Here is a 15302-nt window from a genome sequence, read left to right on the forward strand (position 1 = left end):
GTTGATGCATCAATATATCGGGCTATGCAAACACAAATATTCAGACTAAAAGCCTGAAGAATAAATATATGCTGGCATTTTGTTCATGCAATCTGACTATGTTAGGTAAAGTTTGCCTAAGACGCAATGACTTTTTGTTTTTTCAGAGCGAACATCGTAGAAACAGCTCAGTCTCACCTCAATCATCTGATGATTTACTGATTTTAAAGACATTTGTATAAAGATCTCTACTCTTTTTATGTAGGGATATTTGTCAACAATTATGTAGAGGATTGGTAGTTATTACTTGAAGTAATGGTTCAAAAACATCATCTAAATCACACCATATTTACGGACTCTATTCATAAAAAGCTGATTAAGCGAATGATCAAACACAGTTTCTAGAAGAGGCTTTTATATAAGACGTGTCCATAAATAAAGCTTTTGATAAACACATGATAAAACTCTAACAATAAACGATGAAACCTTAAGGTGGCTTAAATGATCAATCCTGATAAACGTTCTTCTGCCAGCAATAACACCACTGCTCAGCCAGTAAAAAAGCCCATTGCTCTGATGTCGTGGCTGGTATTACTTATTGGTCTGGCCGCCATCGTTTTTGCGATTTATACTGTGCAAAATCTGAATAAAGAGGCGCCAATAGAGACCATTACTCGTGAGGGTGTGGTCACGCAAATCCAGCAGCTCAATCGGCTACAAACGGTCGCCTTTAGTGTAGATACCGTTATCACAAGCGAGCGCCCAGGGAGTTGGATGAAACTTTGGCAAGATGAACAAAAAGGGTTGTTTATCGCCCGCGGCCGCGTAGAAGCAGGGATTGATTTGAGTGCCTTGACGCCTGAGATGGTGCAAGTGGTACAACCTGATATTCAGTCTAATGCTAATGTAGGTGAGACAGAGGAAGGCGACGCGAACACGCCAGTCTCAATGATGCCGAAGATTAATATTACTTTGCCACCGTCAGAGATATTTTCTGTCTATCTAGACGACATCGAGATTTATGATTGGCAAACAGGCGCCTTTGGCATGATGCAAGTGGATCCTAAAATCTGGGAGCAAGCGCAAAGTATGGCAAAAAAAGAAGTGCTTGAGCGTGCTTGTCGCGGCGATGTCATGAACATGGCACTAAAAAACGCCCAGACCCAACTACAACAGCTGTTTGCGTTGACAGGAGCTGTGGTCACGGTCACCACGCAGGGCGCAGGGGCGTGCCAATTGCCAACGGCTTAATGCTTAGGTTTTATTAATAAAAGGTTTTGGAGAGAGAATGTTTTAGTACGGGTAGTTAAATGAAAACGCTTTAATGAATTGCTACGCCGATTAGCAGATGTTGCTTGAAATTATTGGTAATAAGGTTACTATATTATATAGCAGGACTTATTTATTATTAACGATAGCTTTATAAATGCTGTCGTTAATACTAAGCTTATATAATGTAAGAGGTGGCATATATGACAACTCCTAATAATCAGCCGTCTGCTCATGAGAAGCGCAAATTAACCAAACACCGCAAAGAAACGGAGTCGCTATCTTTTGCGACTTGGGTGCTGCTCATTATAAGCTTTACTTGTCTAGCGTATGCCATTTATACGATTCAGACGCGAATAGTAAAGCCAGCTATCGATACTGGTAACGCTAAGGCGGCACAAAGTAGTTTGGTACAAACTGGCAGTGCGCCGCAAAATAAAGCCAAAGTAAACAGCTAACGCTTTCTTCTCAAACATATCAGCTTTACGACTTTTTTAAACTCATGACTGTTTTTTAATTCAATACTTATTTTTTAAATTCAGTAATCGCCAGTTGCCGTGCCGCTTTGTGTTCGACCATTGGGGCGGGGTAATCTAACCGCCTAAACCTATCGTCTGTGTTGATAGCTTTACGTATCTTGTCTTCGCTATGCAAAATGCTGGCAGGCATATCCTTTAATTCAGGTAACCATTCCTTTATGAATTCCCCATCAGGGTCATGAGTTTTGGCTTGGCTAAAGGGATTCATAATACGGAAGTAGGGCGCAGAGTCCGTACCGGTCGAGGCGCTCCATTGCCAGCCACCATTATTTGAGGCAAAGTCACCGTCTATTAGCTGCTGCATAAAATAAAGCTCGCCTAAGCGCCAATCAATCAGTAAGTCCTTGGTCAAAAACATCGCGGTGACCATGCGTAAGCGATTGTGCATAAAGCCCGTCGCATTTAAGCAACGCATCGCGGCATCGACTAAAGGCACGCCAGTCCTACCTGTACACCACGCATCAAAATCATCCTCATTGTATGACCAATTAATCTTAATATCGGTCTCGTGTTTATAAGCCTGATGCTGAATAAGCTTTGGTTTATCCGCTAATACATGGCGATAAAAGTCTCGCCACGCCAGCTCACTGATCCAGCGATTAATGTCTTCATTGTCGCCATCATTACCATGCAATTGTTCTTGTGCTTTAGCCGCTTGTAGGTAGCAAAGTCTGGGACTGATGACCCCAATTGTCAGATACGCTGATAATTGACTAGTGGCGTGCAAGCTTGGCACATCGCGGCTCACATCATAGTTATGAATGTCATCCGCAACGAATTGATCCAAGCGGTGACAAGCGGCGACTTCTCCAGCAGGATAAGCGTCACGTGCGTGAGTAAGCTGTGCCTCGCTATCAATATGACTGAGCTGGGTATTATTTGCTAATGACTGTTGATAATCCTTAACCACTTTTTGGCTTAATGCTTCTATGGCTTCAACGGTGTTTGCTGCCTTTTTTGAGATTTTTAAAGCAGCTTTGTTGCTATCGATGTTGCTATCGATTGCTGAAGCTTTATGCAGTTGTAGGCTGCTAACTTCCAGAGTATGTCGCCATTTTTTATAAAAAGGGGTAAATACCTGATACATGCTATCGTCATTGGTAGTGATGCTTTTCGGTGGTAAAATGCATTGGTCGTGCCAGCGTATAAACTCGATATCGTTTTTTGCTAGCAGTTGGTTCACTTGTGCATCGCGCTCAATCTCATTGCCTTCATATTCATGGTTCGCCATCACGCAGCTAATATTATTTGCGACACATAAGGCGTTTAATGACTCCACACAATCAAGGAAACTATCGCAAATCTGCACATTCAACGTGATGTTTAATTGTTTGTGCAAGTCATTTGCCAATATTGGCAAGGTACGAGCGATATGATCGAGTTGAACCAATGACATATCGTGCGTTTGCCATTGCTCAGGCGTGAGGAAAAATACAGCGCTTACTGATGCGTCATTATCACAAGCACGCTCACAAAGCGCTGCTAAAGCGGTGTTGTCATGTAGGCGTAGATCACGGCGAAACCATATCAAATAATGGGCGGGGCTAAGGTTGGTATTATTCTTGTTGCTATCATCTTCGCTATCAGTGGTATTAGTTGTTGCTGGCGCAGTGTTAGACATTAAGTATCCTCATATTAATCAATCGCAATCATAAACAAAACTATGAATAAAAGTATGCTAGGATAAGTTTTTGGATGCAATTGATTTACTCACTGAGTAACAAATCCTCATCATTATTAATGCTTAATCGCTATGACAGCCAATCTATTGCGGCTGTATTTTAAGGTCATATCATGCACGTTAAGTTTTGCGGGTTTACCCAGCTTAGTGATATTAAAACTGCCGCCCAATTGGGTGTAGATGCAGTCGGCTTGGTATTTTATCCACCCAGTCCACGTGCTGTGACCATTGAACAGGCAAAAACATTGAGCGCCGCTGTTCCTGCCTTTGTCAGCGTAGTCGCCTTGGTCGTCAATATGCAACGCGAAGCGCTGATTGAACTGGCGGATAATGTCGCATTTGATATTATTCAATTTCACGGTGATGAAAGTCCTGAGCAGTGTCAGCAATTGGCCGCTGCGGTCAATAAACGCTGGATTAAAGCCTTACGTATCAATACTGAGCACGATACGCCTGACAGCGTTAGCGCACAAATTGAGAGCTTTGCGAGAGCAGGTGCGAGTAGTATTTTGCTTGATGCTTATCATCAGCATAAATATGGCGGTACTGGCGCGCGCTTTGATTGGAGCCTTATTCCTCAGCATAGTTCGCTACCGATTATCTTAGCGGGCGGGCTTGATGCCGACAATGTCGCTACGACTTTAGAGCTGCCTATTTACGCCGTCGATGTCAGCGGTGGTATCGAGGCGGCTAAGGGTAAAAAAGATGCTGCTAAGATGCGCGCCTTTATGAAAGCGGTAAAGCGGGATCGATGGCAAAGCGTGACGGTCACTGACGACACCTAAGCGATTTATAAAGCACATCTATCCTTGTTTGGTCGTTATTCCGATTTTCTGATTAAATCTTATTTTTTCGTTATCCACTATTTATATTAAAAAATACCACTTATTACAGTAGGAATTATCATGAGTCATGTCGCTAACAAAGATTTATCAGCCACGGCACAAGCCGTCAATACTTTTACCAATCCAGCTGATGTGCAAGACTTCAATCAGTATCCCGATGCTCGTGGGCACTTTGGTGTGCATGGCGGTCGTTTTGTTTCTGAAACATTGATGGCAGCACTAGAAGAGCTAGAAGCGTTATATACCAAAGTCAAAGCCGATCCTGCATTCTGGGAAGAGTACCATAACGATTTGGTCAATTACGTCGGTCGCCCAACACCGCTTTATCATGCCAAACGTCTCAGTGATGAGATTGGTGGTGCGCAAATTTACTTTAAGCGTGAAGACCTTAACCATACTGGTGCGCATAAGGTAAATAACACTATTGGTCAGGCACTGCTTGCCAAGATGAGCGGCAAACAACGTATCATCGCTGAGACGGGCGCAGGGCAACATGGCGTAGCGACGGCGACGATTGCCGCACGTTTAGGGTTAGAATGTATCGTCTATATGGGTGCTGATGATGTCGAACGCCAAAAGATGAACGTCTACCGTATGCGTTTATTGGGTGCGACGGTGGTGCCAGTCACTTCTGGCTCACGTACCCTTAAAGATGCGATGAATGAAGCGATGCGTGATTGGGTTACCAATGTCGATAGCACTTATTACATTATCGGTACGGTCGCTGGTCCGCATCCTTATCCGCTGTTAGTACGTGATTTTCAAGCGATTATCGGTAAAGAAGCACGTATTCAGCATTTGCAAATGACTGGTAAATTACCAGATGCCCTAGTCGCTTGTGTCGGCGGTGGCTCAAATGCGATTGGTTTGTTCTTTGATTTCTTAAATGATACTGATGTCAAAATGTATGGTGTCGAAGCGACAGGTGATGGTATCGAAACGGGTCGTCATTCAGCGCCACTAGCAGCTGGTCGTATTGGTGTATTGCACGGCAATCGTACTTACCTAATGGCAGATGATGACGGACAGATTCAAGAGACGCATTCTATCTCTGCTGGTCTTGACTATCCGGGCGTTGGTCCTGAACACAGTTTCTTAAAAGACATGAAGCGTGTTGAATATGTGGGCTGTACCGATAAAGAGTCGCTAGAAGGCTTCCATGAAGTCACCCGCAAAGAAGGTATTATCCCTGCGCTTGAAACTGCTCATGCGGTCGCCTATGCATTGAAACTGGCTAAAACCATGACGCCTGATCAGACGATTATCGTTAATATGTCAGGTCGCGGTGACAAAGATTTGCATTCGGTGATGAAGGCAGAAGGGATTGAGATGTAGGAAGAATAGAGTGGTTTAGATGGTTGTATAAGAAAGTTTAGCAGCGTATTGATTCGATTAGGTATCATAAATCTCAATACGCTAATTGATAACTATTTTTTAATTATCGATAGTATGCCTTCATGAATTTGAACCGCTTAATACCTAGTAAGCCTAGCCAGTTGGGCAAGTATCCAGACCAAGCAGTACTAACAGCGCCAGTCACAATAAGTGTGGGTGTGCCTACTGAAAGTGTCAGTTTTTGGCAGAGCTATATTCTCTACTTAATGATGTTTGTAATAATACAAGTTACTATTATTTTATTTTTTATGAGTTGGTGGGCTAGTTTTGAGACAATGAGTCTATATGAATCAATACAAGACATTAAGGTTGTATGGATAATGTGTTGTTTAGGTTTGTTTTTACTATCTTACTGGATATATAGGATCACTAAGAATTCCGCTGTGCCAAATCCATGGATTGCTAAAAAATGGACTTGGAAGCATATCCCCATACTTATAATCGATAAAGACAATATCCAATTGACGTCTCAGTTTTATATAGCTAATAAAAATTTTCAGCACGATAAAGTCATAAATTATGATGACGTTAAAGCATTTTATCTTAACCGAATTCAAGGAAGCACTATTGGTTTTTGGATAGATTACACAGAAATATATAGTAGAAAGATGAAAAACCGAGGGAACAGGGTGCAAGGTCTAATATTTAATAAAAATATTCCACTGTGCGAGAGGTACAATGTTTTAAACGGTCTATACTACATAGAGCAGCGTGAAATTCTAAATATTATGAATACTTTTCATAAGCAAAGAACTGATGATATTAAATATTTGTCGCAGGACAATCCTGATAATTTAATGGATATTGGCTGGTAAGAATACACTTATATAAGCTAAAAATTTATTTAACAAAATTATAAGAGATCACTATGACCCGAATTGAAAGTACCTTTGAAACCTTAAAATCACAAAATAAAAAAGCCCTGATTCCTTATGTTATGGCAGGCGATCCTAATCCGACCACTACGGTAGGTCTGTTGCACGACTTAGTGAAACACGGCGCCGATATGATCGAAGTCGGTTTACCATTCTCTGATCCGATGGCAGATGGCCCAACAGTTGCCTTGGCTGGCGAGCGCGCTTTAGCCGCAGGCACTAGTACTCGTGATGCGCTAAAAATGGTCGAAGAATTTCGTCAGCAAGACACGCAAACACCAATTATTTTAATGGGCTATCTCAATCCAGTTGAAATCATTGGTTATGATAACTTCGTTGCGCTGTGTGAGCAGTCAGGCGTCGATGGCATATTGATGGTTGATTTGCCGCCAGCAGAGGCGGGCAGCTTTACCCAGCATTTGACTGACAACTCGATAAATGAGATTTTCTTATTATCACCGACCACTTTGCCTGAGCGCCGTAAGCAAGTATTAACCCATTGTGGCGGCTATATTTATTACGTTTCGCTAAAAGGCGTCACCGGTTCAGCAACGCTCGATACAAATGATGTAGCGACTCAAGTGCAAGCGATTAAAGCCGAGACCGATTTGCCAGTATGCGTGGGTTTTGGTATTCGTGATGCGGCATCTGCCAAAGCGATTGGTGAGCATGCCGATGGTATTATTGTCGGTAGTGCGTTGGTGCAAAACTTTGCTGATATAGATGCAAGTGATGCGACTGCTGTTGCTGCTGCTCAGCAAAAAATCATGAGTAAAATGGATGAACTACGCGGCGCGTTGGATAGCTTGAGCGCTTAGATTTATATAGTGATTGCCTGATATACCGATCGCTTATAAAAATTATCAGTAGAGTGAGTCGTGGACTTGATTCGCGGAATGAACGTATTTAGCGTCGCTATCCATCCAATATCTATCATTTAACATCTGCCATCAATACTGTATGGGTTTTATGGTCTTAACTTGAGAAATGGTCAATAGCGTAGCCACCTTAATTTACGGTTTATAAAGACTTAGTATTTATGAGCGCTTAGTATTTATGAGCGCTTAGTATTTATAAGCACTTAGTATTTATAAGCACTTAGTATTTATAAACACAAAGTTAAATGACTTTGCTAAATTTAGTTTACGAGTGTAAACTAATATAATTATAATAGTGGTTGTTAAAATAGCATTTATTGATCGTTCTATAGATTGCTTGATATCGATAAGCATAATAGGTATCAATAAGTACAATAGACTGTCATATATGTACCTAAAGATAGATACGTAAAGATAGATACGTAAAGATAGGTACGTAAACGTGTCGCATAACGGCTCATGTTATGCTGGTATTTGACGTTTGGTCTAGACAACCATTAAACTCTCAAGGACAAGGAAATGAGCCAACTTGTCGATAAGCCTTTGATGATGGCAAATAATATGACTGATACAATAACAAAACCTGACATGACTACGCCGAACAATACTGAAAAAACCAATGCCGAGCCGAACGGGAACACCGCTGGGCAATCGTGGTTTAATCGCCCGATACCGGGTATCAAGCAGCAATTGACAGCGCCTTTGACAGCAGTAGAGACTGAGCCGTCAACCAAGTGCAGTAATTGTCATTCGATGATTACTAACACGGCGCTTATTTTTAACTGTTATGTGTGCCCGCACTGCGATCATCATTTACCGATGAGTGCTCGTGAGCGTCTGCATTGGATATTGGATCAAGTAGATGGTGAGCTTGGGCAAGAGTTTACGGCAAAAGATCCGCTAAGATTCGTCGATAGTAAGCCATATCCAAAGCGCATGAGTGAAGCGCAAGAAAAAACAGGCGAATCTGAAGCGCTGATTGCTATGTATGGTAAGCTGCGCAATCTTGACGTCGTGGCTTGTGCTTTTGATTTCCGCTTTATGGGTGGCTCGATGGGCTCAGTCGTTGGCGATCGATTTGTTCAAGCGGCGGAAAAAGCGCTTGAAGAGAAAAAGCCGTTACTTTGCTTTGCAGCTTCCGGTGGTGCGCGTATGCAGGAAGGGCTATTGTCTTTGATGCAAATGGCTCGTACCGCAGCGGCGATTGAACGCTTAAGAATTGCTGGCGTGCCGTATATCGTGGTACTGACCAATCCCGTTTATGGCGGTGTGACGGCATCGCTCGCGATGCTCGGTGATATTCATCTGGCAGAACCAAAAGCCATGATTGGCTTTGCTGGCAAGCGCGTGATTGAGCAAACGGTTCGTGAGACGCTAGAAGAGCCATTCCAGCGTGCCGAATTCTTGTTAGAGCATGGCGTGGTCGATGAAGTGGTACATCGTCATCAGCTTATCGATACTATTTATCGCTTGCTAGCGAAATTATGTGGTGTTCCTAATGTTGATGCTTAGCACAGAATAATAAACATGAGCAGCTGATTCAGTTTATAACTGGCTAGCAGCGTGCTAATATCTCTAAAATATGCAAAACTCCTTAATAGCATTTATCGTCATATAACGGTAAATGCTATTTTTGGTTTTAGTTAGCAAATATACGGTCTTTATTTTCATAAAATTATATATAGGTTTGCGCCATGTCTGATTCTCTAGCCCCTAATCCTGATAGCCCTAATGACAAAGCCAGCCTAACGGAATGGCTAGATTACATGCATCAGATACACGTCTCGGCGATAGATATGGGTTTATCACGAGTATTGCCAGTCGCTGAAGCATTGGGTGTGGTAAAGTCCGCGCAGGATGATGCTTATGTATTTACTGTGGCAGGTACCAACGGTAAAGGCTCAACGACGGCAGTGATTGCACAGATGTGCCAAGCAGCGGGTTACAAGACAGCTCTCTATCAATCACCGCATCTGAGTGCTTTTAACGAGCGGGTACGTATCAATGGCGAAATGGTCAGCGATGAGATATTAATCAACGCTTTTTGCAAAGTAGAAGCGGCGCGATTACAGTGCGCTTTGACGTTGTCGTTTTTTGAGATGACCACATTGGCTGCATTATTGATATTTGCCGAAGCCGACTGTGATGTATGGGTGCTAGAAGTGGGACTCGGTGGTCGCTTAGATGTCGTCAATATTATTGACCCTGATATGGCAGTCATTACCAATATTGGCATCGATCATGTCGATTGGCTTGGTGACAATGTCGAAGATATTGGCCGCGAAAAAGCAGGTATCTTACGCAATGATATGCCTCTGATTTACGGCGCTACCGACATGCCAACCAGTGTGCAGCAGGCTATCGATAAGAATCAGGCGACTTGTTATCAAGTTGGCAAAGACTTCCATTATCGCGAGATCGATGCAATTACTTGGCAATATAGTAATGCTGCTGTTACTCTACAGTTGCCACGACCAGCACTGTCATTAACCAATACTGCCAATGCCTTATCAGCAGTGTTGGCCAGTTCATTGGCTGTCGATATCGCTGCTATTGAGCAGGCGCTACAGACCGTTAAGCTTGCAGGTCGCTTTGACTATCGAGAGTTAGAGAATCGTCACTGGTTGTTTGATGTGGCACATAATGAGCAAGGCGTTGAGTTTTTATTAGCGCAATTACTACCGCTCTGGCAGCAGCATGTGGCGAAGCAAAATAGTGATGAACAAACCAATAGCGCACCTGCAACTATCAAAATGCTCTTTTCTATGCTGGCGGATAAAGATATCGACAAGGTCGTTCAACGTTTGACCGAATCAAGCTTGCCGATTAGCGACTGGTTCATCGCTGAGATTGACTATCCGCGTGCCGCGAGCACCGAGCAGCTGCAACGTATCTTGAGCAACTATGTGGATAGTGCACAAATACATGAATTTAAACGTTTATCAGAAGCGACCGATGCCGTTATAAATGGCAGTCAGGCGCAAGACCTCATTGTCGTTTGTGGTTCGTTCCATACCATTGGTGAGGTATTGGCAGCGTTTGAAGAATGAGAAATCAAGTGAAGATATGACCAGTTTAATGTTAGGGTTTATTGAACATTCAAGTATTAGGACTGCCAGTGCCACATTTGAATGTTCAATAGACCCTTATCTTAACAGCAGCGTGAGAGCAGACAGCATGAAAAATATACTTTATAATCAAAGAGCTTTTGCAAACAAATAGATTTATTATAAGGTGCTTTATAAAAGGTATTTTCATAAAAAAGCGCTTTCATAAAAACGTACTGTTATAAATATGACATAATCTTTGAGAGATGATGGCAGTAACGGGCGGCAGCGGCTAATTATCAAAACCACTTATCAAAACCACTTATCAAAACCACTGGTAGGATATTAGCTGATAGGGTTTTAAAAAATAACCGTGCCGACCAATCAACCTTATTACCAACTAAGAGACGTAAACGGATGAACTTTTCGAGACAAGCCTTATTGGGCATTGGGATGATTATCGGCGGTAGCGTAATGCTATATGCCATGGTGCAACAAATTGGTGACGGTAATAAACCTGAGCCCGTGACCGCGATGGTCGATAAGCCCAGTACCGAACAAGCGGCACCGCAGCCACTCACCACTGACATCGACACTGAAAAACGTATCCTAGCGCAAAAGCAAAAAGAACGGGCGGCGCGGGTAGCTGAGCAAGAAAAGCGGGCGCAGCAGTTTTTGACGGAGCAAGAGACTGCGGAGGCGCAAGCCTTGGCAAAATCGCGGGCGGAAAATCAGCAGTATATAGCCAATAGCGCGCCTGCTGCCGAAGATGACAACAGTTCAGCAGCTGCTCAAAATGTGGTTCAACCCTCAAGCGCACAGCCTAGTATCAATAATGAAGCAACTGTCGCTACGAGCGACAATGACAAGCAACAGGCCGCTCAAGCCCAGCAACAAGAAGCCAAAAGACAGGCCGCGCTAAAAGAACAAGCCGCTGCCAAAAAAGAAGCGGAAGCAAAGCGACAGGCTGAAGCCAAACGCCAAGCGGAAGCAAAAAAGCAAGCTGAGGCTCAGACTATGGCTGAGAAAAAGAAACAAGCGGTTGAACAAGCAGCAGAAGCTGCCAAGAATGAACCACCAAAATCGCCTTCTGAATATCAAGTAAAAAGAGGTGATGGGCTGATAAAACTGGCGCGGCAATACAACATGCCTGTAGAAGTCTTAGCACAAGCGAATAATCTTTCGCCATCGACATCGTTACAACTGGGTCAGAGTATTACTATTCCATCGCGTAAGCAGGTAGATCGTTTAGCACGTGAAGCAGCAGCAGCCGAACAGGCTCGTGAAGAGAAGCGTCAAAAAGAAGAGGCGCTCGCCAAGAAGTCGGCTGATGCCAAACGTGAAGCGCAGCAGAAACTCAGTGAAGCCCGTAAAGAAGTCAAAGAGACAGACGCTAAAGGTAGCTTTGGGGTACAAGTTGCCCTGGCGAATGACCAAGCCAAAGCCGATGAATTGGCCAAAAAATTCAAGTCAGCAGGCTATCAAGTGAAGACTAGCGCTACCAGTCGTGGCGTCCGAGTCGTCGTCGGTCCTGAACGTGGTAAAGTCGCTGCCTTGGCACTAAAAGACAAAATCAATAGTGATCCCAAGGTAAATACGACGAGCGCTTGGGTACTTTACTGGCGTTAAAATACTAGCGTCCATCTTGCTGTAACTGATCATTATTGCTCAATAATCAACACTCTCTTAATTAGGTTCTTTTTCGTTCTAGCTAATTTTATTCAAACACGACATCTATTGTCGTGTTTTTTGTTTTAGTGTTTGCCCATTGAGGTAGGCTTAGCTACCATGCATACCGTTTATTATTTCTTTCTGTATAACCTGTCAACCTATAAGGGTTGCCCTGTTGTGATAGGCAAATACTGACTTCCTAAAGCTCATAATAGTCACGCTATACCGCCTCTCACGCTCCTACTGTATAAGGTAAAACCATGTCATTTGGCGTTATATTTTTAATGTTGGCCGTTGGATTCTTAGGGCTGATTACGTTACCAAAGCTGTTAGCAAGACGTGAAAGCGCCGAGCCTGATCCAAAGCCAGTACGCGGCGATGAGCTGGCTATTTGGCCATTTGCCCCAATGCCCATTATGACCGATACCGAGGTAATATTTTTTAATAAGTTAAAAAATGCGCTACCAGAATATCATATCTTTGTGCAAGTTCAGCTGTCACGCATCATTGAAGCCAATAGTGATGAGACCTCTGAGCGTAGCTTTTGGTTCAATCGTATTTGCCGTCAAAGTGTGGATTATGTGATCGTTGATGTTGATGCCCAGACCACATTGCTGGCAATCGAGCTGGATGATTGGACGCATAGTAGTAAGGCACGGCAAAAGGCGGACGATAAAAAGGACAAAGCTTTAGCCAGTGCTGGCATTGCTATCGTGCGCTTTCACGCTGAGCGTATGCCCAGTGCCGATATGCTCAGATATGAGCTGATGCAGGTGCTTGAGACTTATTGAGCGTTAATATAGTCAGTGAAAAGTAATATCGAACCATCACGTACAGCTGATATTCATTTTTCTTGCTTGGTTGCTGTGCTTACCTAGACAGAGACGACAAAGAATGGATATCAGCAATACCATCAGGTCTTTAGGATATTTTGACTATAGATAAAACCTTTACGAGAAATGCTTAATCAGTCGCTTTTCTCATCGTGCTGCTTCGGATAAATGACGATGGGTCTATCACCTTCAAAGTATAATCCTGTTTTTAAGATACCGTTTTCAGAATGAATAAGTGCCGACGGACGTCCATCATAAAAGTCGCGTTTGCTAAACCATTCAATATAATGAGCAGCGCGCAACTCTCTGATATCAAGCGTCGCGAGAGTGCTCGTGTCGTACTTATCGCACCATTCGTGCATGGGAAAGCTTGGTGCTAGCCAAGATGGATAGACGAAATTAGTGATGTTCTTTGGTAAAAAGAACCGTCCTTTTATAATACCATAACGCTTATCAATTTTGACTTGCCCATGATTTTCGGTATCTACCCATACGGTGCGAAACTGCTTGGTTTGCATATGGGTCATCTTACGCTGCAAATTGTCATTTGAATTGATACCAACCCAGTTCATCGGCTCAAAAGGCGCTGATCCCATAAAAAACTTAATGGTCAACTCCCAATGCTCAACCAGATTGTCTGCATGATTGTACAGAATCAAATCTAGCTCGCCAGTCGTCTGCTTACCGTTATACAGCTGCACATTACTGGCTAGCGTCTCGTAGGAATGTAAGCCGCGCTGAAAACCATCCTCTAACCAAAAAGACAATAATCCCTCAAAGTGAAAACCTAAGCGACTGGGACTCGGTCGCGTCACTAAGTAGCGCGTCAGCGCTTGATAAGCATTGGTGGTATCAAGCTCGTCTAAACGCGGTCGATAGGCCGCAAACTGCGCTTGCCAAAAACGTGTGCTATGTACCGATATGGTATGTGTATTCTGATGTGGTGCAAAGTCCAGCCATTCGGTTAAGACGTTAGGGCAGGCAAGCACATACGCTAAATCACGTACATAAGGCCGCTGGTACATTTCCCAAGGTGCGTTATTTGTGACATGAGTAGATAAGGGCTGGGCTATAATTTTGGACATATGATAAGTCATCATAACGGTGTAGCATTTACCCTAGCTGCTCGCTTGCCAAAAGTCTATAGATGACAAGTATCGGTTAGGGTAGTGCTTGATTGTCCGATTACTAAATCATGATATTAATAATATAAAAATTAAGCTGAATATTTGGTGTATTTGATAATAAAGGTATCAGAATAACGATTAAAAACCTTAATACACCAAACGACCATTTTGGTAGTTTGTTGAATATTTTTTGGACTGATGATTTTGTGATGGTTGGAACTTCAGATTTCTCTTAGTGTTCATCTTGCTAGACCAAGTGACTTGGTTGATACGATTTAAATCGTAATTATCCATTATAGTAAACCCAAAAAAGAGCCAACCATTGAAAACAATGATTGGCTTTTCTCTATTACTACTATGTTTGGTCGGAACGGCAGGAAGTAAAGTAAAGGCTGTATGCACTGTAATACATAGGTTTGGTTATTTAATATATTAACGATACCAACAATAATACCAACAATCGTTTTTAATAATGACCTTTTTTGGCTGTTTACTGCTTCACTTACTATTATTTTGTAATTATTTTCACTGTTTGCCGTTTCAACATTTCTCAACACGGTAGGGCGGTGTAATTGTTCACAGCTTCACCAGTAGTGACCGCTGCCTAAGTGATTTTTGTGCGTCCGCAATTCGCACTTACTCCTTCTTAATGGCTATTATTTCCTCCATTCTTTCAGCTCAATCCTCTTTTCTGATTTTGCCCTATCTGCTTTTTCTTCTGCATTGGATTTTGCCCAAGCTGCACGTGCTTTTGCGTACGCTTCTGCTCTAGCTGCTTTTTCTTTTGTCATATCTTTTGTTATATCTTTTATCATATCTTCTACAGTTGCTTCTGCTTCTGCTTTAATTGCTTCTGCACTAGGTTTTGCGCTGGCTTCTTGTGCAATAGCATATCTATTATTGGCATTTGCTACTCCAAAAGTAAAAGCCGTTAAAATTATTACACCTGATAGGAATGTTAATAATTGGTTTAATACTCTCATAATACCTATTACCTTAAAGTTGGTTCAAACACGATCACTATATAATCTATCTAAATCATTAGGCAAGTTTAAAAGTTAAGCATTTTACGATGTGCCCCTAATAATCTATCCATCAGGTTCATATATTCACAAATTATCTTATTGTACGTGGTTCGGTGCATTCTTTTGGGTCGTTCACGC

General features: G+C 42.7%; 13 protein-coding genes. 10 read left to right on the forward strand and 3 right to left on the reverse strand.

Features of this window, described 5'->3' with window-relative positions; genetic code table 11:
- The first annotated feature begins 480 nt into the window (after positions 1-480).
- Positions 481-1230 carry a DUF4230 domain-containing protein gene (locus ACSUPM_RS02960; protein ID WP_201566315.1) on the forward strand — a complete coding sequence of 250 codons (750 nt, stop codon included), beginning with the start codon at positions 481-483 and terminating at the stop codon, positions 1228-1230.
- A gap of 221 nt (positions 1231-1451) precedes the next feature.
- Positions 1452-1706, forward strand: coding sequence for a hypothetical protein (locus ACSUPM_RS02965; RefSeq protein WP_025652163.1), 255 nt, complete (start codon positions 1452-1454; stop codon positions 1704-1706).
- Between the two features lie 67 nt (positions 1707-1773).
- On the opposite strand, the gene ACSUPM_RS02970 is transcribed toward ACSUPM_RS02965, so the two are convergent.
- Positions 1774-3408 carry a cryptochrome/photolyase family protein gene (locus ACSUPM_RS02970; RefSeq protein WP_436880166.1) on the reverse strand — a complete coding sequence of 545 codons (1635 nt, stop codon included), beginning with the start codon at positions 3406-3408 and terminating at the stop codon, positions 1774-1776.
- Positions 3409-3581: 173 nt separating this feature from the next.
- Between ACSUPM_RS02970 and ACSUPM_RS02975 the strand changes: the two genes are divergently transcribed.
- The 8 genes from ACSUPM_RS02975 to ACSUPM_RS03010 all read left to right on the forward strand — a co-directional run bounded on the left by ACSUPM_RS02975 (position 3582) and on the right by ACSUPM_RS03010 (position 12970).
- Positions 3582-4253, forward strand: coding sequence for a phosphoribosylanthranilate isomerase (locus tag ACSUPM_RS02975; RefSeq protein WP_436880167.1), 672 nt, complete (start codon positions 3582-3584; stop codon positions 4251-4253).
- Between the two features lie 192 nt (positions 4254-4445).
- Positions 4446-5648 (forward strand): tryptophan synthase subunit beta, encoded by a 1203-nt coding sequence (gene trpB / locus ACSUPM_RS02980; RefSeq protein WP_436880310.1) that lies wholly within the window; start codon positions 4446-4448, stop codon positions 5646-5648.
- Positions 5649-5770: 122 nt separating this feature from the next.
- Entirely contained in the window at positions 5771-6523 is a 753-nt protein-coding gene (locus tag ACSUPM_RS02985) for a hypothetical protein (protein ID WP_350587729.1), read from the forward strand.
- Positions 6524-6576: 53 nt separating this feature from the next.
- Positions 6577-7401 (forward strand): tryptophan synthase subunit alpha, encoded by an 825-nt coding sequence (trpA, locus tag ACSUPM_RS02990; RefSeq protein WP_201617452.1) that lies wholly within the window; start codon positions 6577-6579, stop codon positions 7399-7401.
- Positions 7402-8010: 609 nt separating this feature from the next.
- Positions 8011-8973 (forward strand): acetyl-CoA carboxylase, carboxyltransferase subunit beta, encoded by a 963-nt coding sequence (gene accD, locus ACSUPM_RS02995; RefSeq protein ID WP_025652170.1) that lies wholly within the window; start codon positions 8011-8013, stop codon positions 8971-8973.
- Positions 8974-9155: 182 nt separating this feature from the next.
- Complete coding sequence (folC, locus tag ACSUPM_RS03000; RefSeq protein WP_436880168.1) at positions 9156-10511, forward strand: bifunctional tetrahydrofolate synthase/dihydrofolate synthase; 1356 nt, start codon at positions 9156-9158, stop codon at positions 10509-10511.
- A 414-nt stretch (positions 10512-10925) separates the two neighbouring features.
- The gene (locus ACSUPM_RS03005; RefSeq protein WP_436880169.1) at positions 10926-12137 is read left to right on the forward strand and encodes an SPOR and LysM peptidoglycan-binding domain-containing protein; all 1212 of its coding nucleotides are present in this window, start codon (positions 10926-10928) and stop codon (positions 12135-12137) included.
- Positions 12138-12439: 302 nt separating this feature from the next.
- Complete coding sequence (locus ACSUPM_RS03010; RefSeq protein WP_025652173.1) at positions 12440-12970, forward strand: DUF2726 domain-containing protein; 531 nt, start codon at positions 12440-12442, stop codon at positions 12968-12970.
- Between the two features lie 176 nt (positions 12971-13146).
- Here the strand turns inward: ACSUPM_RS03010 and ACSUPM_RS03015 are convergent, their stop codons facing one another.
- Both ACSUPM_RS03015 and ACSUPM_RS03020 read right to left on the reverse strand, forming a co-directional pair.
- Positions 13147-14097, reverse strand: coding sequence for a DUF1853 family protein (locus ACSUPM_RS03015; RefSeq protein ID WP_436880170.1), 951 nt, complete (start codon positions 14095-14097; stop codon positions 13147-13149).
- Between the two features lie 698 nt (positions 14098-14795).
- A complete protein-coding gene (locus ACSUPM_RS03020; protein ID WP_201575519.1) occupies positions 14796-15122 on the reverse strand; it encodes a hypothetical protein in 327 nt (108 codons plus the stop codon).
- Between the last annotated feature and the right edge of the window lie 180 nt (positions 15123-15302).

This window comes from Psychrobacter okhotskensis (genome assembly GCF_965638355.1).
Lineage (GTDB): Bacteria > Pseudomonadota > Gammaproteobacteria > Pseudomonadales > Moraxellaceae > Psychrobacter > Psychrobacter okhotskensis.